Annotated in this window: 20 protein-coding genes; 11 read left to right on the top strand and 9 right to left on the bottom strand. The window is 33.3% G+C overall.

Annotated features, from left to right (window positions below; translation table 11 throughout):
* Positions 1–19: 19 nt before the first annotated feature.
* From L1276_RS07880 to dusB, 10 genes are all read left to right on the top strand, one after another.
* Complete coding sequence (locus L1276_RS07880; RefSeq protein WP_253786595.1) at positions 20–622, top strand: porin family protein; 603 nt, start codon at positions 20–22, stop codon at positions 620–622.
* The gene (locus tag L1276_RS07875) at positions 622–1239 is read left to right on the top strand and encodes an outer membrane beta-barrel protein (protein WP_253786593.1); all 618 of its coding nucleotides are present in this window, start codon (positions 622–624) and stop codon (positions 1237–1239) included. The genes L1276_RS07880 and L1276_RS07875 overlap by 1 nt, the downstream gene beginning before the upstream one ends.
* A 12-nt stretch (positions 1240–1251) precedes the next feature.
* Positions 1252–1623 carry a 3-hydroxyacyl-ACP dehydratase gene (locus tag L1276_RS07870; protein WP_253786591.1) on the top strand — a complete coding sequence of 124 codons (372 nt, stop codon included), beginning with the start codon at positions 1252–1254 and terminating at the stop codon, positions 1621–1623.
* Between the two features lie 2 nt (positions 1624–1625).
* Complete coding sequence (locus tag L1276_RS07865; RefSeq protein ID WP_253786589.1) at positions 1626–2111, top strand: hypothetical protein; 486 nt, start codon at positions 1626–1628, stop codon at positions 2109–2111.
* 18 nt (positions 2112–2129) lie between these two features.
* Positions 2130–3317, top strand: a complete 1188-nt coding sequence (locus tag L1276_RS07860; RefSeq protein WP_253786587.1) for a DUF2062 domain-containing protein — start codon at positions 2130–2132, stop codon at positions 3315–3317.
* A gap of 153 nt (positions 3318–3470) precedes the next feature.
* Positions 3471–7151 (top strand): 1-acyl-sn-glycerol-3-phosphate acyltransferase, encoded by a 3681-nt coding sequence (locus L1276_RS07855; protein WP_253786585.1) that lies wholly within the window; start codon positions 3471–3473, stop codon positions 7149–7151.
* A complete protein-coding gene (locus tag L1276_RS07850; protein ID WP_253786583.1) occupies positions 7152–8669 on the top strand; it encodes an NAD(P)/FAD-dependent oxidoreductase in 1518 nt (505 codons plus the stop codon).
* A 6-nt stretch (positions 8670–8675) separates the two neighbouring features.
* Positions 8676–10343, top strand: a complete 1668-nt coding sequence (locus tag L1276_RS07845; RefSeq protein WP_253786581.1) for a C45 family peptidase — start codon at positions 8676–8678, stop codon at positions 10341–10343.
* On the top strand, positions 10340–11629 hold the full coding sequence (locus L1276_RS07840) for a phenylacetate--CoA ligase family protein (RefSeq protein ID WP_253786579.1): 1290 nt from the start codon (positions 10340–10342) through the stop codon (positions 11627–11629). Before L1276_RS07845 ends, L1276_RS07840 begins: the two co-directional genes overlap by 4 nt.
* A 288-nt stretch (positions 11630–11917) precedes the next feature.
* Positions 11918–12910 carry a tRNA dihydrouridine synthase DusB gene (dusB, locus tag L1276_RS07835; protein ID WP_253786577.1) on the top strand — a complete coding sequence of 331 codons (993 nt, stop codon included), beginning with the start codon at positions 11918–11920 and terminating at the stop codon, positions 12908–12910.
* Between the two features lie 49 nt (positions 12911–12959).
* Here dusB and L1276_RS07830 read toward each other — a convergent pair whose 3' ends face one another.
* From L1276_RS07830 to rbfA, 4 genes are all read right to left on the bottom strand, one after another.
* Positions 12960–13562, bottom strand: a complete 603-nt coding sequence (locus L1276_RS07830; RefSeq protein WP_253786575.1) for an N-acetylmuramoyl-L-alanine amidase — start codon at positions 13560–13562, stop codon at positions 12960–12962.
* A gap of 58 nt (positions 13563–13620) precedes the next feature.
* On the bottom strand, positions 13621–15048 hold the full coding sequence (locus L1276_RS07825) for an MATE family efflux transporter (protein ID WP_253786573.1): 1428 nt from the start codon (positions 15046–15048) through the stop codon (positions 13621–13623).
* Between the two features lie 170 nt (positions 15049–15218).
* On the bottom strand, positions 15219–16418 hold the full coding sequence (locus tag L1276_RS07820) for an FtsX-like permease family protein (RefSeq protein ID WP_253786572.1): 1200 nt from the start codon (positions 16416–16418) through the stop codon (positions 15219–15221).
* 1 nt (position 16419) lies between these two features.
* Entirely contained in the window at positions 16420–16812 is a 393-nt protein-coding gene (rbfA, locus tag L1276_RS07815; RefSeq protein ID WP_253786570.1) for a 30S ribosome-binding factor RbfA, read from the bottom strand.
* A gap of 173 nt (positions 16813–16985) precedes the next feature.
* On the opposite strand from rbfA, the gene L1276_RS07810 reads away from it, so the two are divergent.
* On the top strand, positions 16986–17405 hold the full coding sequence (locus L1276_RS07810) for a CBS domain-containing protein (protein ID WP_253786568.1): 420 nt from the start codon (positions 16986–16988) through the stop codon (positions 17403–17405).
* Between the two features lie 32 nt (positions 17406–17437).
* On the opposite strand, the gene L1276_RS07805 is transcribed toward L1276_RS07810, so the two are convergent.
* The 5 genes from L1276_RS07805 to dut all read right to left on the bottom strand — a co-directional run bounded on the left by L1276_RS07805 (position 17438) and on the right by dut (position 22488).
* On the bottom strand, positions 17438–18691 hold the full coding sequence (locus tag L1276_RS07805) for a murein hydrolase activator EnvC (RefSeq protein WP_253786566.1): 1254 nt from the start codon (positions 18689–18691) through the stop codon (positions 17438–17440).
* Positions 18692–18715: 24 nt separating this feature from the next.
* Positions 18716–19495: a DUF4292 domain-containing protein gene (locus L1276_RS07800; protein ID WP_253786564.1), complete on the bottom strand. Its 780-nt coding sequence runs from the start codon at positions 19493–19495 to the stop codon at positions 18716–18718.
* Between the two features lie 12 nt (positions 19496–19507).
* Positions 19508–20857: a lipopolysaccharide assembly protein LapB gene (locus L1276_RS07795; RefSeq protein WP_253786563.1), complete on the bottom strand. Its 1350-nt coding sequence runs from the start codon at positions 20855–20857 to the stop codon at positions 19508–19510.
* A gap of 41 nt (positions 20858–20898) precedes the next feature.
* On the bottom strand, positions 20899–21915 hold the full coding sequence (locus L1276_RS07790) for a sugar phosphate nucleotidyltransferase (RefSeq protein WP_253786561.1): 1017 nt from the start codon (positions 21913–21915) through the stop codon (positions 20899–20901).
* 138 nt (positions 21916–22053) lie between these two features.
* A complete protein-coding gene (gene dut / locus L1276_RS07785; RefSeq protein WP_253786559.1) occupies positions 22054–22488 on the bottom strand; it encodes a dUTP diphosphatase in 435 nt (144 codons plus the stop codon).
* Positions 22489–22506: the final 18 nt, after the last annotated feature.

Here is a 22506-nt window from a genome sequence, read left to right as displayed (position 1 = left end):
AAATCAAACTAATCAAAAGATGAAAAAAATAACCTTAATTGCATTCGTTTTATTTATCGGTCTTGTAAAATCGCAAGCACAGGTAACTGTAAGCCCTGGACTTAGAGGCGGTTTGAACTTATCAACATTAACCAATATTGATGATAACAGGAGCAAAACAGATTTCTATGTTGGTGGATTAGTGAATATAAAATTTAATAAATATTTTTCGTTACAGCCTGAGTTAACATATTCAAGACAAGGCGATGAAGGAAGAGAATATCTTGGAAACGGCAATAATTATCGTTATGTAAATTATGAATTAAATTACTTAACACTTGGCGCGGTTGCAAAATTTAATGTTGGCGGTAAAGGTTTTCATCTTTTAGCGGGACCATCTTTAGATTTTAAAATTTCTGATAATTATATCAACAGCAATCCTGAAAATTTTGACCTTGCCATTGTTGGAGGTGTTGGTTATACACTGCCAAATGGATTAACTTTTGAAGCTAGAATTAAACAAGGTTTGGTAGATATTTATGGTTATGACGGAATTGATACTGATAATGATTATTACTATAATGATGTTATATTAAATCAGGTTTTTCAAATTGGTATCAGTTACACTTTTAAAGTAAAATAATGTATTTAAAGAAATTAACGATTGCCTTCTTTTTCTTTTTTGCAATCGTAAACATACAGTCCCAAGTAAGTTTTAAACCTGGTTTAAGAGCTGGTTTAAGCCTTTCGACAATTTCAGAAATGCATGCTGATTACAGGCCCGATTTTTATTTTGGCGGTTTTGGTGAAATAAACTTAACGAAAAAATATGCGTTACAGCCCGAAATAAGTTACGTCAAACAAGGATCTAATAATGTTGCACGAAATTATTATGACCCTGTTTCCGAAACAAATAAAGTGGCGTATCAGGATTTAAGACTGGATTATTTATCTCTTTCGATGATAAACAAATTTACATTTGGGCAGGGTTTTCAGGTTTTATTTGGACCATCTTTAGATGTTCGCTTAAGTGACAATTTGGTTCGAAGAAAAAATTACAACGACTTTGCTTTTAACTTAGGTCTTGGTTATCGAATGCCTTCGGGTCTTGCATTTGATGTTCGATTTAAAAAAGGTTTTCTGGATATCCTCGACAGCGATTACTACACAAACGATTCTAATAATCACTATTTATTTGGTGACTATAATACAAATATCAATTTTCAAATAGGTGTTTCGTACTCTTTTGATACGAAATAAAAAAATAAAATTATGGTTCTAAAAGACTTTTACAAAGTACTTTCACAAGAAAAAACTGGCGATACTAAATTTAATATTCGTATATTAGTTAATGCCAATCATGAGGTTTTTAAAGGTCATTTTCCTGGAAACCCAATTATGCCGGGCGTTTGCATGATTCAGATTATTAAAGAACTTACAGAGTCTATTACTCAAAGTTCATTGATGATACAAACCCTTTCGAATGTAAAATTCATGGCATTAATTAATCCGGAAATAAATCCTGAACTGCGTTTAGAACTTGACATTACAACCACAGAAGATGATTTGGTAAAGGTGAAAAACACCACATATTTTAACGACACCGTTGCGCTGAAATTAAGCAATACGTATAAAAAATTATAATTATGAAATTACTAGTATCACTACTTCTATGGATAAATTTTGCCAACACACCCGATTTGGCCTCTATCCGAAAAATCTACCCTGAAGTTGCAAAATCAGAGGCGAATGCTAAAGAATTTACAGAAAAACTTTCTGGCGTTTCTAACAATGATGAGAAAATTTTAGTGGCTTACAAAGCCGCTTCCATCTTAGTAGATTCTAAATTTGAAAGCATAATGGGAAGTAAAATTTCACGCTTTAAAGAAGGCGCGAAACTTCTTGAAGCAACCATTAAAAGTGATCCGAGCAATATTGAAATGCGAATGATCAGACTAAGTATCCAGGAAGATGTTCCCGCTATTACGGGTTATAAAAAAAATATTAAAGAAGATAAAAAATTCATCACTACTTATTATGCAGCGCAGAGTGGTGCTTTAAAAGAATATCTAAAAGAATTTGTTTTGCAGGCAAAAAGTTTCTCTGAAAAAGAGAAGCAGTTTGTAAAATAAGCTCATGAAAAATTCTCAATGAAACCTATTATATCAAATCAGGAACTCCTCGATTCAACTTCTTTTTGTGTTATTGTACCGACTTACAATAACCAGAAAACATTAAAAAGAGTGCTGGATTCTATTTTAGATTTCACTTCAAATATCATTATCGTAAACGATGGTTCTACAGATGAAACCAACGAAATCTTAAAACAATATTCGCAGCTTACTCAAATTCACCATCCTGTAAATTTAGGAAAAGGAAGAGCGCTGCGAAATGGTTTTAGAAAAGCAATTGAATTAAATTTCGAATATGCCATTACGATAGATTCTGACGGCCAGCATTTCGCTTCTGATATTCCCATTTTCATTGAAGAAATTCAAAAAGAACCCAATTCGCTTTTAATTGGAAGCCGAAACATGACTCAGGAAAATGTTCCTAAGAAAAGCAGCTTTGGAAACAAATTCTCCAATTTCTGGTTCAAGTTTGAAACTGGAATTGTTCTCGAAGATACGCAGTCAGGTTTTAGATTATATCCCTTAAAATTAATTCCAAAACGATTTTATACCAATAAATTTGAGTTTGAAATCGAAGTAATTGTGCGTTCTGCCTGGAAAGGAATTGTTGTTAAAAATATACCTATTCAAATTTTGTACGATCCTGCTGAACGCGTTTCACATTTTCGTCCTTTCAGGGATTTTACCCGAATCAGTATTTTAAATACCGTTTTGGTAACCAACGCTTTGTTGTATATTAAGCCGAGAGATTTTTTCAGAAAAGCAAAAAAAAAAGGGATTAAAAAATTCTTACTTGAAGATATTTTAGAAAGCAAGGATTCTAATTTTAAGAAATCAGCTGCGATTGCTTTGGGAATTTTTATCGGGATTTCGCCTTTTTGGGGATTTCAAACCATTCTCCTTTTTACTTTTGCCGCTTTGTTCCGATTGAATAAAGTCATTGCATTTTTGTCATCAAATGTGAGTTTTCCTCCCTTTATTCCGCTTATAATTTATGGTTCTTTAAAAACCGGAAGTTTTTTTGTGTCCAGTGATGCACCTCTAATTTTAGATAGTTCGGCCACACTCGACGATATTCAAAAAAACGCTGCACAATATATCGTCGGAAGTCTTATTTTAGCAACCGTTTTAGCACTATCAGCCGGACTAATAAGTTATTTGCTTTTAACCGCTTTTAGTTCTAAAAATAAAACGAATAGTAAATAAGGTTTTGCCACTGATTAAAGGATTTACAAAGATTTTTTTTCGCCACGAATTCACGAATTAATTTCTTCAAGTTCGTGAATTCGCAGCGAACTGATACAGATAGTAAAATCATTTTAATCCGTATAATCTGTCGCGGAAAAAAAATAAATAACCATGCATCAATATTTCTACGCCATTCATTTATTTGTAAATCGAAAAAAATCCCTTTCGGTTTTTCTGGCTGTTTTGATGCTTTTTGTATTTGGCTTTTTTGCTTCGCAGATTAAGTTTGAAGAAGACATTACCAAACTCATTCCCGCAAACGACAAAGCCGATGCGACTGCAAAAGTTTTAAAACAATTAAATTTTGCCGATAAAACCACCGTAATTTTCAAACTCGAAAAAAACGGTTCTGCTGAAGATTTAAAAGAAATGGCTTCTGTTTTTTCAGACAGTGTTTCTAAATCCTGCAAACCATATATAAGCGGTATACAGGGAAAAATAGACGAAGAAAATATTCAGGAAACTATTGATTTTGTTTACAACAATCTGCCTCTTTTTCTGGATGATAAAGATTATGCCTTAATTCAGGAAAAACTTCAAAAAGACAGTATTGCGGCAACCGTTCAGGGAAATTACAAATCGATTATTTCTCCATCCGGATTTATTACCAAAGATTTTATTCTGCGAGACCCTCTTGGAATTTGTTTCATTGCGTTAAAAAAACTACAGCAATTAAATGTTGGAGACGATTTTACGCTCGACAATGGTTTTGTAATGACAAAGGATAAAAAGAAATTACTGCTTTTTATAACCTCAGATATTTCATCGAGCGAAACCGAAAAAAACAGCATTTTTGCCGAAAAGCTAAAATCAATTCAGGAAAATTTAAATACCCTGTATAAAGGAAAAACTTCGGTAAGTTATTTTGGTTCCGCTTTGATTGCTGCTGCCAATGCAAAACAAATCAAAAGTGATATTGTATTGACAACTTCAATCGCGATGTTTACCTTAATGCTGATTCTGATTTTGTTTTACCGAAAAATATTTATTCCGTTAATTATTTTTCTTCCAACGGTTTTCGGAGCTTTATTTGCCGTAGCATTTTTATATTTTGTCAAAGAACAAATTTCTGCCATTTCACTCGGAATTGGTTCTATCTTATTAGGAATCACGATCGATTATTCGCTTCATATTCTTACACATTACAAACATAACAGCGACATCAAAACGTTGTACAAAGACATTACCATGCCCGTAATCATGAGCAGTTCTACTACCGCTGTTGCATTTTTATGTCTGCTTTTTGTAAAATCGGATGCGTTGAACGATCTCGGAATTTTTGCTGCCGTTATTGTTATGGCGACGGGAGTTTTTTCTCTTTTAATTGTGCCGCATTTATACAATCCAAAAGAAAATAACTTTGAACACAAGAAAAATGTGATCGATAAACTGGCGCATTTTTCATTTCACAATAACAAATTTTTAATCGGATTCTGCGTTATCATTACCATTATCTGTTTTTTTACTTATAATAATGTAGGTTTCAATAACGATTTGTCGCAGTTAAATTTTGTGCCAAAGGATATTAAAGCGGCCGAAAAACAATTGGAAGAAAGCACAAGCTTAACTTCTAAAACCATTTATGTGGCGTCGTATGGAAAAAGCATGGAAGAAGTGCTTCAAAACAACAGCAGACTTTTCAGCGATTTATCAAAAGAAAAACAACAAAATAAAATATTGAATTTCAGTTCAGTTGGCGGTATTGTACTTTCGCAAAAAGAACAAGAACAAAAAATCCAGAAATGGAATTCATTCTGGAATTCAGATAAAAAACAAATTTTAAAAGCCGGATTAATTGCCGAAGGTTCTAAACTCGGCTTTAAGCCCAGTACGTATTCTTTATTTTTTGACCATTTAGATTTTGATTTTAAACCTATTTCGACCAAAGATTATTTAAAAATTCAGGCATTGCAGCTGAAAGAATTTGTAACCGAAAAAAATGGTTTTTATACGATTTCAACTTTGGTAAAAGTTACGCCGGAACAGCGTGATCGTTTTGTAAAATCGGCTTCCGCCAAAGAAAATATCATTGCAATCGACCGCCAGCAGATGAATGAAACTTTTTTCAGCACTTTGAAAACTGATTTTAATTCGCTTGTAAATTATTCTTTTGTTGCTGTAATTCTAATTCTGTTTTTCTTTTTCAAAAGAATTGAATTAGTCATCATCAGCTGTATTCCAATTGCTTTAACTGGAATTGTAACGGCAGGAATAATGGGCATTTTTGGTATTCAAATGAATATTTTCAGCATGATTGTCTGCACTTTGATTTTTGGTCACGGAGTTGATTTCAGCATCTTCATGACAAGTGCTTTGCAAAAAGAATATACCAACGGAAAAAATGAAATTGCGATTTACAGAACTTCAATTATTCTGGCAGTAATTACGACCATTTTAGGAATTGGTGCCATGATTTTTGCTAAACATCCTGCGTTACGATCTATTTCTTCGGTTTCGTTAATTGGGGTTTTTGCCGCGCTGATTATCACCTTTATTTTTTACCCAATTCTGTTTAAAGTCTTTTTATCGAATCGTCCAAAAAAAGGAAATCCGCCATTTAAACTCCGCACTTTTATTCATGGTGTAATCTCGTTTACCTATTATGGTTTAGGGGGTTTTGTCATGTCCGTTTTTAGTTTTACGCTTATGCCGATTATACCGCTGAGCGCCAAAACAAAAATGAAAGGATTTAGATATGTGGTTTCAAAATTAATGAAATCAGTATTGTATTCGAATCCGTTTATTCACAAAAAAGTCGTTAATAATTATAACGAAACTTTCGAAAAACCAGCTGTCATCATTGCCAATCATTCTTCTTTTGTCGATATTTTAGCTATGGGAATGCTGAGTCCAAAAATTATCTTTTTAGTAAGCGACTGGGTTTACAACTCTCCTATTTTTGGCGGTATTGTTAGAAAAGCAGGATTTTATCCGGTTTCTGAAGGTTTAGAAGGCGGTGTAGAACATTTACGCAAAAAAGTAAATGAAGGCTATTCTTTAATGGTTTTTCCCGAAGGCACTCGTTCAGAAAACAATGTTATTAAAAGATTTCATAAAGGCGCTTTCTTTTTAGCCGAAGAATTCAATCTGGATATTATTCCGATTATTATTCACGGTGCTTCAGAAGCCATACCAAAAGGCGATTTTGTAATTCACAAAAGCGCTCTTACTGTTTCGATTTTAAAAAGAATTACGCCTGATAATCTTTCTTTTGGAAATAATTATGCCGAAAAAACGAAACAAATAAGCACTTTCTTTAAAGCGGAATTTCGTAGAATAAGACAAGAACTTGAAGGCCCGGATTATTTCAAAAAAATGGTGATCAATAGTTACGATTACAAAGAAATTGAAATTGGTGACAGTGTAAAAAAAGACCTGAAACAGAATTTAGAAATCTATTTCAACTTAAATAAACACCTAAATCCAAAAGCTAAAATTTTGCATCTTGGCAGTGATTACGGGCAATTGGATGTTTTATTGACACTCCAGGAACCACAGCGAAAAATAGTTTCTTTTATCAATGATGAAGAAAAAGTATTGGTTGCCAAAACCAATTATTTCCTCAAAAAGAGAAAAATATTTTATGCAGATCAATTAAAATCGGCATTTGAAAATCAGCACGAAGTACTTTTAATTTCTGATGAAAGTTATGCTGCCGCAATTGAAAAAGCCGTTGCAGCTATTTCGTCTGTTATTTTAGTAAATTGTTCCGGTTTAAAAACACAACTGCTTAATTCTGGTTTTGAGATTATTTCAGAAGAAAACGGAATAATTGTTTTAAACAAAAAGTAAATGAAAAAGCAATACGATGTAATAATTGTTGGCAGTGGTTTAGGCGGATTGGTTTCGTCTATCATTTTGGCAAAGGAAGGTTACAGCGTTTGTGTACTCGAAAAAAACAATCAATACGGAGGAAATCTTCAGACTTTTGTTCGCGATAAAACTATTTTTGATACCGGAATTCACTACATCGGAGGTTTAGAAAAAGGACAAAATCTCTATAAATATTTCAAATATCTTGGCATTATCGATCATCTTAATTTAAAAAAATTAGATGAAAACCGCTTCGATATGATCTCTTTTGAAAACGATAAAAACGAATATCCGCACGCACAAGGTTATGCAAATTTCGTAAATCAGCTTGCTGTTTTCTTTCCGGAAGAAAAAGAAAATCTTAAAAAATACTGCGAAAAATTAAAAACAGTCTGTGATGCTTTTCCGCTTTACAATTTAAACTGGGAAGGAAAATACGATCCTGAAATTCTGGAGCTGAATGCAAAAGAAACTATTGATGCGTTTACCGAAAATGAAAAACTAAAAGCGGTGCTTGCCGGATCAAATTTTCTGTACGCAGGAATTCCGGATAAATCGCCTTTTTATGTTCATGCGCTTTCTGTTAATTCCTATATTCAAAGTTCTTGGCGTTGCATAAACGGCGGAAGTCAGATTACCAAACAGCTTTTAAAACAACTCAAAAAAAACGGCGGGGAATTCTATAAGTACCAAGAAGTTACCCGTTTTAATGTTGAAGAAAATAAAGTAGTTTCTGTAGATTTAAAAGACGGAACACAAGTTTCAGGTTCAATTTTTATTTCGAATATTGAACCTAAAACAACTTTAAAAATGGCGGGTGCAGAAAACTTCAGAAAAGCCTTTTTTAACCGAATTCAGGATCTTGAAGATGTCATTTCGGCTTTTAGTTTGTATATCGTTTTTAAACCGGAAAGTTTTAAATACATCAATCATAATTTTTATCATTTCAAAAAAAGCGATGATGTCTGGACGGCTCAGGAATATGATGAAAGTTCATGGCCAAAAAGTTATATGGCATCCATGAATGCTTCTAAAAAAGAAGAAATCTGGGCAGAGGGCATGACTTTTTTAACGTACATGAAATACAAAGATGTCGAAACTTGGGCCGATACTTTTAATACAACTGCCGAAGAAAGTGACCGCGGGGAAAGTTATGAAGAATTCAAAAACCGAAAAGCAGCTAAATTTCTGGAAGAAATCGAAATCAAATTTCCGGGAATCAGAGATTGTATAAAGTCAATTCATACTTCTACTCCATTATCGTATCGTGATTATATTGGCGGACATAATGGAAACATGTATGGATATGTTAAAGATTCTAATAATCCTATGAAAACGATGATTCCGGTAAAAACTAAGCTGGAAAATCTGTATCTTACGGGCCAAAGTACTAATATGCACGGGGTTCTGGGTGTTACCATTGGAGCGGTAAATACTTGCTCTGAAATTATTGGGAAAGAATATCTTTTAACTAAAATTAATACGAAATCTGAATAGAGGGTCATGAAAAACCGAATTTTATTTTTCTTATTTATCGGTTTTTTGCAACTTTTCGTTTCTTGCGGAACATCAAAATCAATGCGTCATAAACCTGATCTTTCAGGTTTCAATTCACAAAAACCAATTGTTGTAAAAAAATCAGATTCGGTTTTTGTATCCGGAAAAAACTCTCTTTTAAAAAATAAACAAGGTCTTTGGGAATTATATGTCGAAGGCGATCCGCTGGAAATTGGTTTTAACACCGGAGCTTTAACAGATTCTCTTTTAAAAAAACAACAACAGATTTTCTTCTCTAAAATAAACGATTTTATTCCGTCGAGCTTTCAGCAGAGACTGCTTCGCCAGTTTCTAAGATGGTATAATCGAAAATTGTATTTGAATGTTCCCGAAGAATATCAAACTGAAATTTACGGTGTTTCTGAATATACATCGGATGAGTTCAACAATATTGCACCAAAATATCAAAGAGGTTTATATCTGCATGGCGCACACGATATTGGGCACGCTTTACAAGATCTGGCTCTGGTTGGCTGTTCTTCTTTTGCGGCGTGGAACGAAAAATCAGAAGACGGCAGTTTAATTCTGGGGCGAAATTTTGATTTTTATGTAAATGACGCTTTCGCGGAAAATAAAATTGCTGCTTTTATAAATCCAAAAGATGGTTATCCGTTTATGATGGTTACCTGGCCGGGAATGGTGGGTGCGGTTTCGGGAATGAATCAGGAAGGTTTAACGGTAACGATTAACGCTTCGAAATCTAAAATTCCGCTGATTGCGAAAACACCAATTTCAATTTTAACACGCGAAATTTTACAACACGCCAAGAATATTGACGAAGCTGTAACAATTGCAAAAAAAAGAAAAGTATTTGTTTCTGAATCTATTATGGTGGGAAGCTCCAATGATAACAAAGCTATTTTGATTGAGGTTTCTCCAACAAAAATGGACGTTTACGATGTTCCAAACAGCGATCAATTAATTTGTTCGAATCATTTTCAGGGAGAAGCTTTTGCAGCCGATAAACGAAATAAGGAACAGATTTTAAACAGCCATTCCCAATATCGCTTTGAAAGAATGCGGGAATTATTATCTCAAAACCCAAAAGTGAATCCTAAAATTGCATCAGAAATTCTTCGAAATAAAAACGGTTTAAAAGATATAAAATTGGGTTATGGTTCAGAAAAAGCGTTGAATCAGTTAATGGCGCATCACGGAATTATTTTTAAACCAAAAGAAAAATTAGTCTGGGTTTCGGCAAATCCATATCAATTAGGAGAATTTATATGTTATGATTTGAACTTGATTTTCGGCAAAAGAAAAAATGATTCTGTGGTTTCTTTTCAAAAGGAAAATTTAAATATTGCCAGAGATCCGTTTTTAAAAACAACGGCTTATCGTGACTATCAAAAATTTAGAATTGAAAATCATAAAATAGATTCTCTTCTTGAAAATAAAGAAAAGATTTATCCAGAATTTCTTCAGAATTATCAATCATTAAACCCTGATTATTGGGTTGTGTATTATAAAGCAGGATTGTACTTTTACCAAATAAAAGAATTTCAGCAGGCGAAGCTTAATTTTGAAAAAGCTTTGACTAAAGAAATTACTACAGTGCCTGACAAAGCAAAAATTGAAAAATATTTAAAAAAAATCAAAAGAAAGTTACAATGATTCCAGCAATAGAAAAAGATTCTTTAGAAGACATTAAAATTTTTCAGGAAAAAAAATTAGCCGAACTTTTAACTTACATCAGCGAGAATTCTCCTTTTTATAAAAGACTTTTTGCCGGACAGAATATTGATATTTCAAAAATTAAAACCCTTGAAGATTTACAGTTTCTGCCTGTTACAACAAAAGAAGATTTACAACAATATAACGATGATTTTTTGTGTGTTCCGCAAAATAAAATTATCGACTACGCCTCTACTTCCGGAACTTTAGGAGATCCTGTAACATTTGGTTTAACCGATTCTGATTTGGACCGATTGGCTTATAACGAAGCGATTTCGTTTGCCTGTGCCGGAATTGCAGAAGGCGATGTGGTACAATTGATGACGACAATTGACAGAAAATTTATGGCGGGTCTGGCTTATTTTCTAGGTCTTCGAAAATTGAAAGTGGGCGTTATTCGCGTTGGTGCCGGAATTCCGGAAATGCAGTGGGATTCGATTTTAAAATACAATCCAACGTATTTAATTACGGTTCCTTCTTTTTTATTGAAATTAATTGAATATGCAGAAATTCACGGAATCGATTATAATAATTCAAGTATAAAAGGTGCCGTTTGTATTGGAGAATCATTGCGAGAGCAGGATTTTGCAATGAATATTTTATCTAAAAAAATCACGGATAAATGGAATATTAAGTTATTCTCTACTTATGCTTCTACCGAAATGAGTACGGCATTTACAGAATGTGAACACGGAAACGGCGGCCATCATCATCCGGAACTGATTATTGTTGAAGTTCTGGACGAAAATAATTTACCTGTAAAAAACGGAGAAACGGGCGAACTTACTTTTACAACTTTAGGAATCGAAGCAATGCCTTTACTGCGTTTTAAAACCGGGGATATGGTACAGATGCATGACGAACCTTGTGCCTGCGGAAGAAACACTTTACGTGTAGGTCCCGTTGTTGGCCGTAAAAAACAAATGATTAAATATAAAGGAACAACACTGTATCCGCCGGCAATGAATGATGTTTTGAGCGGATTCGACAATATCGAAAATCATATTATTGAAATTTCAACCAACGATTTAGGCACTGATGAAATCGTAATAAAAATTGCTGTAAAAAATCAGTCTCCCGAATTTTTACAGGAAATCAAAGATCACTTTAGAGCCAAGTTAAGGGTAACTCCAAAAATAGAATTCGCCTCTAAAGAAACTTTAAACCCTTTAGTTTTTAACCCGATGAGCCGCAAACCAATTCGATTTTTCGACTATAGAACGTAGTATAAGGTTCAGAGGTTCATAGGGACAAAGGTTTCTTAATCTAACCTAAACAGGTTTTGTTTGTCATTTCGACCGCAGGGAGAAATCACACTCGAAACTCTACAAAGATTGGCGATTCTCTAACCGGAAATACAGGTGTGATTTCTCCTTCGTCGAAATGACAAATATTTGGCTATAAATGACCTATATCTGCTTAAAAAGCCTTTGAACCTTTGCTGCTCTGAACCTTTGAACCTCAATTTGGTACAAATTAAACTAAATGTTGTAATTTTGCAAAAAATTATGAAGATGGTCAAGATTGGCAACATAGAATTACCCGAATTTCCTTTATTACTCGCACCGATGGAAGATGTAAGCGATCCGCCGTTTCGCAGATTATGCAAAACGCATGGTGCTGACATGATGTATTCTGAATTTATTTCATCGGAAGGATTGATTCGTGACGCTATAAAAAGCCGTATGAAGCTGGATATTTTTGATTACGAACGTCCAGTTGGAATTCAGATTTTTGGTGGTGATGAAGAAGCAATGGAAATGTCATCTAAAATTGTTTCTACGGTAAAACCAGATTTAGTGGATATCAATTTTGGATGTCCCGTAAAAAAAGTAGTCTGCAAAGGAGCCGGTGCCGGAGTTTTGAAAGATGTTGATTTGATGGTTCGTTTAACTCAAGCAGTTATCAAAGGAACTGATTTGCCTGTTACAGTAAAAACACGTTTGGGCTGGGATGAAAGTTCTATAAATATTGACGAAGTTGCAGAAAGACTTCAGGATATTGGTGTCCAGGCTTTGACAATTCATGCCAGAACCCGTGCTCAAATGTACAAGGGTCATTCTGATTGGTCGCACATTGCTCGTGTAAAAAATAACCCGAGAATTACAATGCCAATTTTTGGAAATGGCGATATTGACAGTCCAGAAAAAGCACTAAAATATAAAAATGAATACGGAATTGACGGTATCATGATTGGCCGTGCGGCGATTGGCTATCCGTGGATTTTTAACGAAATCAAGCATTATTTCAAAACAGGCGAGCACTTACCTGCTCCAACGGTTATTGATCGCGTTGAAGCTGCCAGAAATCATTTAAAATGGTCTATGGAATGGAAAGGCGAGCGTTTGGGAATTGTAGAAATGCGACGTCATTATACCAACTATTTTAAAGGAATTCATTCATTTAAAGAATTCAAACAAAAATTAGTTACAACAGATGAACCTGAAGATTTATTCGCTATTATGAAGGAGATTGAGGAGGTTTATGCTGATTACGAATTTGTTTAAAAGCACAAAAAAGCCTTCAAAATTGAAGGCCTTTTTTATTTAATTTATTTTAATTTAACGATTCCAAGATTTTATTTGCAATTTCATTTTGTCCTTCTTCACTTGTAATATAGTTTCTATCATTTTCATTCGATAAAAATCCTAGCTCTAAATGCACCATATTGCAATTTGCATATTTTAAGATATGAAATGGAGCTTCCGAAATATATCTTTTTGTCAGTTTTCCAGAAGAAACAATTTTGTTCACTGCAATTTCTGCGATTTCTTTAGATTGATCATGAAACGCTTTATTGGAGGAAATATAAGCTCCTACTCCATTAGCTTTCATATTCGAATTCGAATTAACATGTAATGAAAGTACCAAATCAGGTTTCAACTTATTTATTATTGTCACTCTGTCCGTAAGGTTCATGCTAATATCTCCATCACGAATCAAAACAATTTCAACATTTTCACTATTGCTTTGTTCTTTTATTTTTCTTGCAATAGCTTCTGTGATATTCTTTTCTTCAAATCCATATTTATTCACGCCAGAATCATAACCCCCGTGACCTGCATCAATTAGAATCACTTTTTTATCTAATGGTTTAAAGGCCATAAATACGAATACAGCCAAACATACAATGGCTAAAAATTTAATTTTGGTTTTCATAAATCTATCTTTTGTGTTAATTAAATTTAACGCTAAAAATTAAGAAATATTGTACAAATTAAACTTGAACTCGTTTCCACTTTCCTCTTTTATAGAAAAAGATTCCTGCTAAAGTAATCGCAGTTTCAGCTACAGGAATAGCGATAAAAACTCCTGTTGGTCCCATATTGAAATGTTTGGCTAATACATAAGCAAGCGGAATTTGGAACAACCAAAACCCTACGAAATTAATTCCGGTTGGTGTCCAGGTATCTCCTGCTCCGTTAAAAGTATTGATTAAAACCATTCCAATTCCGTAAAAGATAAAACCAATACTCATAATTTGTAAAGCTTCAACTGCGATTTTTATATCAGTTTTATCATCTATAAAAAACGAAATAATTGGATTGGTAAAACCTATCGTAATAATCATAATCGAAGCCATGAAAATTACATTATATTTTGTTGTAGTCAGAACCGATTTTTCGGCACGTTCAACTTGTTTAGCTCCCAAATTTTGTCCAACCAAAGTTGCCGCGGCATTACTCAATCCCCAAGCTGGAAGAATAAAAAACATCATAACCCTTAGAGCAGTCTGATAACCCGCAGATCCATGATCACCTCCAGTTGTGGCAACTAATTTTGCCAGGAAAATCCAGCTGCATGATGCGATTACAAATTGTAAAATTCCTGGTGCAGCAATTTTAATTAAAGCTTTTATTTGTTTAAAATCTGGTGCGAAATAAGCAATTTTAATTTTTAGAACGCCATTTCCAAAAAACAAATGATATACCTGATACAAAACTCCTATACTTCTGCCGATAGTTGTAGCTAATGCTGCGCCAACTAATCCGAAAGCGGGAATTGGTCCAAGACCATTAATTAAAATCGGACACAAAATAATATTACAAATGTTGGCAATCCAAAGACTTTTCATCGCAATTGCAGCATTTCCGGCTCCACGAAAAATTCCGTTAATCAGAAATAAAAGCATAATGCATAAACTGGAACCAATCATAATCTGAGTGAATCTGAAACCGTGTTCGGCGGCACTAACTGAGGCACCCATCAAAAGCAAAATATCTTTTGCATACATAATTCCAAAAATACTCAGGACAACGTTAACTGCAAATGCTATGATTATGGCCTGCATTCCGGCTTTTGCGGCAGCGACAGGGTCTTTTTCGCCAATACGACGGGCTACAACTGCAGTAGCGGCCATACTCATTCCGATTGCGAGAGAATATATAATGGTTAAAACAGATTCTGTTAAACCAACGGTTTGAATGGCAAAACTGCTTTCTTCTAGATGCCCGACAAAATACAAATCAACTAAAGCAAAAACCGATTCCATCATCATTTCTAAAACCATAGGAATGGCCAATAGAATTACGGCTTTTTTGATACTTCCCGAAGTATAATCAAATGATTCATCGCCTTTTAAGGCTTGTTTTAAAGTGGTAAAAAATTTAGAAAAAAAACTTTTCTGTATAGATGTTTCTGTCATGATATGTTAGGATAAATGATAAAATTGGTCCAGATGTATAATCTGAACTAAAAAAGTAAAAACGTAAGTATCCTAATTATTCTAAAAAATAAAATTAGGATTAGGCAGAAACAATCATATGCTGTAGATTTTCAAGGCGGTAAATATAAGTAATATTTTTAAAGAAGAAATTAATCCAGTAATTTTTTACTTACGCGGCTGCTTGCAATTAAGGAAGCTATAAATCCAAGGGAAACAATTGTGGCCATTACAATCAAAACATTCTCTACTGTAAAAACTACCGGATAAGCCAGCGTTGGCGTGATCATGATCAATTCATATTGTTGCTGCAGAATTACTAAAATAATTCCTAAAGCCATTCCAATCAAACCTCCAAAAATGCTTAGCAGTGTTCCCTGCAGCAGAAATATTTTTCGAAGACTGTTGATTTCTGTTCCAAGATTAAAAAGGGTTTTTAGATTTCCTTTTTTATCTAAAATCATCATAATCAAAGCTCCAATTAAATTGAAAAGTGCCACAATAATTACAAGGGTAAAAATTAAATAAACGGCAATATTTTCGGTATTGAGCATTTTGTATAAAGACTCATTTAACTGTGCTCTGTTTTTTAAAGTAATTTTATTATTGAAAATCTTTTTAAGCTGTGCTTTTACGGCATTTTCATCTGCGTTTTCTTTGAGATGAAATTCTATTCCGGAAATCTGATTGGGTTTATACATCAATAATTCTTGTGTCAAACCTAAATCTGCAAATACATATTTAGAATCTAAATCTTCGCTTATTGAATAAATTCCAACCGGCATAACATCGGTTTTATTAAAAGCTTCTTCCGGATTTTCGATTGCGCCTTTTCCGGGTTTTGGAGCAAAGATTTGCAGAGGGTTTTCAAAATCGAGAATTCCCATCGAAAAATCCTGCGCAATTCCGTAACCAATAACTACCTGAAACGAATCTGGTTTTAGCCATTGGCCGTTAAAAAGTTTTCTTTTGATGTCATTAACAACAGGATAAACGCTGTCAACTCCTTTTAAATAGGTAACATGCTGTTTATCCTTAAATATAAACAAAACACGCTCTTCTATAATTTTGGTATAAGAGGCTACACCATTTATCTTTTTTACGTCTTGTTCCTGTTGAGCCGAAATAAAAAATGATTTTCCTAAGGTACTGGTCATTTTTAAATCAGGATCGATCTCGTTTGTAAACGAAAGACTAAAAACTTTTAATCCGCTAAAAACAGATAAAACCACAAACAAAGCCATTGTTCCAACAATGATTCCCATGCTGGCAATGTAATTAATGATATTAATAGCGTTGTTTTTACTTCTGCTAAAAATATAACGTTTGGCTATGTAAAATGGGAAATTCAATTTATGATTTTCTTCTTTTTTCTAAAAGATCGCGATTTTCAATTGGGTTCTCTTTTTCTGCTAATGCGTTGTCAATTTTTTCAATATAATCCAGAGAGTCATCAATAAAGAAAACCAAATTTGGCACACGGCGCAATTGCAAACGTACACGCTGCGACAAATCATGTTTTATTAAAGTAGTATTTGATTTTATTCCTTCTAAAGTTTCCTTTGCTTTTTCTTGAGGAAAAATGCTTAAATATACCGTTGCCACAGATAAATCTGAGGTTACACTAACTTTGGATACTGAAATTACCAAATTGCTAACTCCGTTTTTTCTCACTTCACCTTGCAGAATATCAACCAGATCTTTCTGAATTACGCTGCCTATTTTTTTCTGTCTATTTGTTTCCATAGTGCAAAAATACTATTTTTAAATTCATTCGTTGCAATTTCAAATTAACTAAAGGATTATTATCAAAATTTATCTTTTATATCTACTTTTTATTTTATTTAAACGATGATAAAGATCATATAATTTATAGGTTTTGTTTTACATATTTGATGTAAATATAAAACTAATCTATTATGAAAAAAAGAGAACCAATTAGTCACATCATGACTAAAACCGTGGTGACTGTAAATCAAAATGACGATTTAAGAAAAGTAGTAGAAAAATTAAAATCGAATTCTATTAGGCACCTTCCTGTAGTAAACGGAAAAAAAGTAGTGGGTATTATAAGCCGAACCGATATTAACCGTCTTACTTTTGGTGCTTTATTCGAAGGTCAGGAAGGGAGTGACGAAGCCATTTTACAAATGCTGACTATTCCGCAGGTTATGACGGCAAAACCCAAAACTGTTTCTTCTGATACTATTATTAGAGATTTAGCTGAAATTTTTTCGAAAGAAGAATTTCATGCATTACCCGTTGTAGATAATGATGAGCTAAAAGGAATTGTAACTACAACAGATGTCATTAGATACTTTTTAGAACAATATGATTAAAATAAAAAGGGAGCTTTTCAGCTCCCTTTCATTTATCTGTTTTGTAACCAATTTTCAGGGTCTGAATTTGTCGTGTTTTGAAGAATCAAAAACTTGATAATTGTTTTTCCTGTATCACCGCTGGTTCTCACTTTTCCTATGCTCTGTTTAATCGAAACTTTATCACCCTGACTAACAGAAACTGAACTTAAGTTTTGATATACTGTAAAGAAATCTCCATGCTGAATTACAACTGCTTTATTAACCGGAGATAAAACTATTACTTTAGAAACTTCACCTGCAAATACTGCTCTTGCGCTTGCACCATCTTCAGTTGTAATTTCAACTCCTGAGTTGTGTACGGTAATTGAAGGATGAAGCGGGTGAGGCTGATCTCCATAACCAAGAGAAATAAATCCTTTTTCTACCGGCCAAGGCAGTCTGCCTCTATTGGCTTTAAAGTCTGCTGCTAAAACTTTATCTTCTGGTGTCATTGCAATTTTAGAAGACGAAACTGGTGCTTTTGCCACTGTTGATCCAGGATTTTCTTTTGCTTTTTCGGCAGCTGCTTTTCTGTTTGCTTCAGCAATAGCTTCACGAATCAAACGATCAATTTGTCTGTCGATTCTTTTAGACTCGCTTTGTTTTGCTTTAATATCTGCGGCAATTCTGTTCTTATCTTTTTTAATAGAGTTTACCAGTTTTTGCTGTTCTTTTTTCTCTACTTCTAAAGTTGCACGCTCTTTTTGGTTTTCTACAATAATTTTTTTCTTAACCTTTCTCTGCCCATCTAACTTGGCATTAAAATCAACTAATTGTGCTGTTTTAGTTTGAATCTCAAGACCTTGGTTTTTTCTGAAATTTGTATATTGTTTTAAATATTGTGCTCGCTTGTATGCTTGCAAAAAGCTTTCAGAAGATAAAATAAACATGGCTCTACTTTGCTCAGAACGGCTTTTATACGATTTCAAAATCATTTTTGAATAATCTTCTTTTAAAACTGCCAGTTCTTTTTTTAGTTTATTAACCTGAACTTGGTTAATATACATATCATTGCTCAGAATTTTTTCCTGCTTTGCTGTTGTATTTATCAGCTTCTCTTTAAGTTTGATTTTATTTGCTTGAATCAAATATTCATTTACCGCTGATTTTTCTTTTTTCCTTACAGATTGCAGCATTTTTTCATTGTCTTTTATTTCCTGAAGAATCTGCGCTTTGCGCTGTTCAAGTTTTTCTTGCTGTGAATCCTGCGCCCAGACAAAAGTCGTGGCACAAACAAAAATTAGGCTTAGGAGAAATTTTGGCATCTTTCTATTTTTCTTTTTGCAAATTTACTTAATTAAAACTTTTTTATAACCGCTTGGTACGCTATAAGGAAAAGAAAGTTCTTCGTTAAATGAAATGTTATTGTAATTCAAATTAATATTGGTTGTTCCTTTTGGCTGTACTGCATTAATTGCAATCGCGGTTGGTATAGTTCCTTGATTGTATGTTTTAATATCAGAATAATTGATTTCTAATTTTCTGTTTTCAGATGGCTGTGAAATTTCTTCTTTTTGTACTAAATATTTTTCAGGATCTAAATAAAATGCTTTTTTAATTTTTTCGTCTTTTTGATCTTCTAATCGGAAAAGATTTTCAACAATAGTCTGCGTATATTTTCCTTCTCTTAAATCATCAAAAGCTTCACCTATTAATAAGTTCTGAACTTTATTATAGTCTAATTCTGTTCCAAGCCATTTACTTAAACTGCTAAAATCTCCTTCATAATAAGTACTGTTTATTTTTTCATAATAACTTACTGCCGATGGAGTTATCAAAGCTTTGGCCATTGTAATTCCTAAAAATCGAACGCTTATTAAAATCTGTTTGTCTTTTTCTATTCTTATTTCGGCCGTAACATTTTGACTTTGTTTTTCATCAGCATATTTGGCGCTTGCTTTAATATATAAAGTCGAAAAATCTAGTTTATTTTCGTAATGTTTTTCTATCGCTTTGTTGTCTTTTTTCGTTACAATTTCGGCAGTATTATTGTTCTGAACAGCAACGGCTTTCGATTTACATGAAACTACAAAAACCGACATTAATACTATTATAATATATTTTTTCATCTTAATTTCTCCTTACTTCTTTTGTTTTAATAATTCATTTGCCTTCAAAAAGTATTCCTCTTTTTTCTTAGCATCTCCTAATCCATTATATGCCTCTCCCAATTGAATATTAAAATTTGCTTCTAATTTTTTATCCTCAACCACATAATCAAGTCCCATTTCTAAAACGGTTTTTGCATTCTTAAATTGCTGTAATTGATTGCTTCCCAAACCTGCATAATAATAAAACTGAGGCTGACTTGGATAAATTTCTATCATCGTCATCGCTCTTTTTGTCATTGGTGCAAATTGTTTTGCCTGTGTATAGGCTTCAAGCAAAAGCAAATTTGTTTCGCGATCTGTATCTGAATTAGTCATTAAATCTTTTTCATAGTATTTAATGGCATTTTCAAATTGGTTTTTACTGTGATAAAATTTTCCAATTTCTTTGGCAACGTCAACGTCTTTGTCATTATCAAAATAGGAAATGGCTTTTTCTAGCTCCGGTGCATACTGTGGATTTTTATTTACATAAATCAAAAACTCATTTAATGTGCGATGTTTTATTTTTGAATCAATTTTTGAACTTGACAAAATAACATTCATCGACTTAATCGCTTTATCGGCTTGATTGGCATCTAAATAACTTTTAAATAAACTTACCTGTCCCCATTCTGAATTTGGAAGCTCTTTTGCCAGTTGTTTTGCAACATCAACGGCCTTGTCTGTTTCATCAGATTTTGAATATAGAAAAATCAGATTTACATAATTTGATTCTTCTTTTGGGTTCTTTTTAATTTGTTCAATTAAATTTGAAATCTCAGCATTTTGATATTTCCCTTGTGAAAGAATCTGCATTTTATAATTATCTCTTTCTGCCGATTTTCCAAATTTATCGTTCATTTCGTTAATCGCAACAAGTGCTTTATCGTGTTGATTTGTAATCATATATAACGATATCAAATCGTCTTTATATTCTTCATCAAAAACAATAATTTTCTGAATCGTTTCTATTGCCAGAGGATAATTTTTGGTTTCGTAACTTACATCGTAAATTCCCAGCCAGTACCATTTGTTTTTTGGGTTTAGCTGTGTTGCTTTTTCAAATGCAATTTGTGCATTTTGATATTCTTTTAAAGCCAGATAATTTTTTCCAACTTCAAAGTAAGCAACAGCATCTGAAGGTTTTAGTTTAATACATTTTTCTAAAGATGCTATAGCTTTATCGTAATTTTCGATTCCTTTTTGTTTCAAAGATTCGTAAAATGCATCTTGATATTCATCTGGTGCCAAAGCAATATCTTCCGGTTCTGTCTGCGCAAAAACCGAAGCTGAATTGCTTAACAAAGCAAAAAATAAAATTATCAAAACACCTTTTTTCATCTTTTTTACGGTTTCATTTTATACGAAAACGAATCTGTTTTTTATTCTAAAACTGAGTAATCTCCAATACTTATGCTTGTAAACTTACCGTCGTAACTAACATGATTTCCAATCATTGCATTATCTAAGTTAGCGTTTTTTATTTGAGAATAAGTTTGTATTAAGCTATTTTTAATAGTACTGTCTGTTACATGACATCCATTTCCTATTGAAACATTAGGTCCAATTGTGGTATTTTTCAGCACAACATTTTCCCCAATATAACATGGCGGAATAATAGTTGAATTATCTAATGTAACATTTTGGTCTACCAAATGTTCTCCGTCATTATGTAAAAAACCTAACATTCTTGTGTTGGTTTCAACTGTAACATCTTTGTTGCCGCAATCCATCCATTCGTCAACGCTTCCGGTTTTGAAAACTTTTCCGTTGGCCATCATCGCTTTAATTCCGTCATTTATTTGGTATTCACCTCCGTTTTGAATATTGTTATCTAAAACACCTTGAAGTTCTTTTTTCAAATCACCAACTTCTTTGAAATAATAAATTCCAATAACCGCTAAATCACTTACAAACTCTTTTGGTTTTTCAACCAGTTCAATGATTTCATTATTCTGATTTAATTTTACAACTCCAAATGCTTCTGGCTGTTCTACTTGTTTTACCCATATAACAGCGTCTGCTGATGGATCAAGTTCAAAATCGGCTCTGATTAAAGTATCTGCGTAAGCGATAACTGCCGGTCCTGATAAAGATTCTTTTGCACACATAATGGCATGACCTGTTCCTAGTGGTAAATCCTGACGATAGATTGAAGCTTTTGCTCCTAATCCTTTTGCCAAATCCTGAAGACTTGCAACAAGATCATCTCCAAAAAATGCTTCATCACCAAGAATAAAAGCAACTTCTTCAATGGGTTGTTTTAATATTTTGGCTATATCTTCTACTAAACGATGAACGATTGATTTTCCTGCAACCGGAATTAATGGTTTTGGAACTGTTAATGTATGTGGGCGAAGTCTTGATCCGCGACCTGCCATTGGAACGATTATTTTCATCTAATTCTATTTTATGTGTGAAGATTTAAAAATCTCCTGTTTAGTTAGTTCAAGTTTTTAAATACAAAATCCGTAAATACATTACGAAATTTTAATTCATTTTTTAAGACAGTGAAAACTGTCAGCTTCGACTGAAAACTATTTCACTCCAGTACTCCCAAATCCGCCTTCTCCTCTTGAAGTTTCAGAAAGTTCTTCAACTTCAATCCATTCCGCTCTTTCGTGTTTGGCAATAATTAACTGTGCAATTCTTTCTCCGTTTTCAATTACAAATTCTTCATTTGATAAATTTACCAAAATCACACCTATTTCACCTCTGTAATCAGCATCGACAGTTCCTGGAGAATTTAAAACTGTAACTCCTTTTTTTGCTGCCAATCCGCTTCTTGGTCTTACCTGCGCTTCGTAACCAATTGGTAATTCAACAAATAGCCCGGTTTTTACAATTGTTCTTTCTAAAGGTTTTAACGTAATTGATTCTGTAATATTGGCACGTAAGTCCATTCCTGCAGAAGCTATTGTTTCGTAATTTGGTAAATCGTGCTGCGATTTATTGATAATTTGTATTTTCATTTTTATTATAAAAGATTA

The organism is Flavobacterium sp. HSC-32F16 (genome assembly GCF_024171645.1).
Lineage (GTDB): Bacteria > Bacteroidota > Bacteroidia > Flavobacteriales > Flavobacteriaceae > Flavobacterium.
This window is presented reverse-complemented; position numbering and strand designations above follow the sequence as displayed.

Coding starts and splice junctions, on each gene's coding strand:
- L1276_RS07880 (WP_253786595.1), top strand. CDS start 20: ATGAAAAAAATAACCTTAATTGCATTCGTTTTATTTATCGGTCTTGTA.
- L1276_RS07875 (WP_253786593.1), top strand. CDS start 622: ATGTATTTAAAGAAATTAACGATTGCCTTCTTTTTCTTTTTTGCAATC.
- L1276_RS07870 (WP_253786591.1), top strand. CDS start 1,252: ATGGTTCTAAAAGACTTTTACAAAGTACTTTCACAAGAAAAAACTGGC.
- L1276_RS07865 (WP_253786589.1), top strand. CDS start 1,626: ATGAAATTACTAGTATCACTACTTCTATGGATAAATTTTGCCAACACA.
- L1276_RS07860 (WP_253786587.1), top strand. CDS start 2,130: ATGAAACCTATTATATCAAATCAGGAACTCCTCGATTCAACTTCTTTT.
- L1276_RS07855 (WP_253786585.1), top strand. CDS start 3,471: ATGCATCAATATTTCTACGCCATTCATTTATTTGTAAATCGAAAAAAA.
- L1276_RS07850 (WP_253786583.1), top strand. CDS start 7,152: ATGAAAAAGCAATACGATGTAATAATTGTTGGCAGTGGTTTAGGCGGA.
- L1276_RS07845 (WP_253786581.1), top strand. CDS start 8,676: ATGAAAAACCGAATTTTATTTTTCTTATTTATCGGTTTTTTGCAACTT.
- L1276_RS07840 (WP_253786579.1), top strand. CDS start 10,340: ATGATTCCAGCAATAGAAAAAGATTCTTTAGAAGACATTAAAATTTTT.
- dusB (WP_253786577.1), top strand. CDS start 11,918: ATGGTCAAGATTGGCAACATAGAATTACCCGAATTTCCTTTATTACTC.
- L1276_RS07830 (WP_253786575.1), bottom strand. CDS start 13,562: ATGAAAACCAAAATTAAATTTTTAGCCATTGTATGTTTGGCTGTATTC.
- L1276_RS07825 (WP_253786573.1), bottom strand. CDS start 15,048: ATGACAGAAACATCTATACAGAAAAGTTTTTTTTCTAAATTTTTTACC.
- rbfA (WP_253786570.1), bottom strand. CDS start 16,812: ATGGAAACAAATAGACAGAAAAAAATAGGCAGCGTAATTCAGAAAGAT.
- L1276_RS07810 (WP_253786568.1), top strand. CDS start 16,986: ATGAAAAAAAGAGAACCAATTAGTCACATCATGACTAAAACCGTGGTG.
- L1276_RS07805 (WP_253786566.1), bottom strand. CDS start 18,691: ATGCCAAAATTTCTCCTAAGCCTAATTTTTGTTTGTGCCACGACTTTT.
- L1276_RS07800 (WP_253786564.1), bottom strand. CDS start 19,495: ATGAAAAAATATATTATAATAGTATTAATGTCGGTTTTTGTAGTTTCA.
- L1276_RS07795 (WP_253786563.1), bottom strand. CDS start 20,857: ATGAAAAAAGGTGTTTTGATAATTTTATTTTTTGCTTTGTTAAGCAAT.
- L1276_RS07790 (WP_253786561.1), bottom strand. CDS start 21,915: ATGAAAATAATCGTTCCAATGGCAGGTCGCGGATCAAGACTTCGCCCA.
- dut (WP_253786559.1), bottom strand. CDS start 22,488: ATGAAAATACAAATTATCAATAAATCGCAGCACGATTTACCAAATTAC.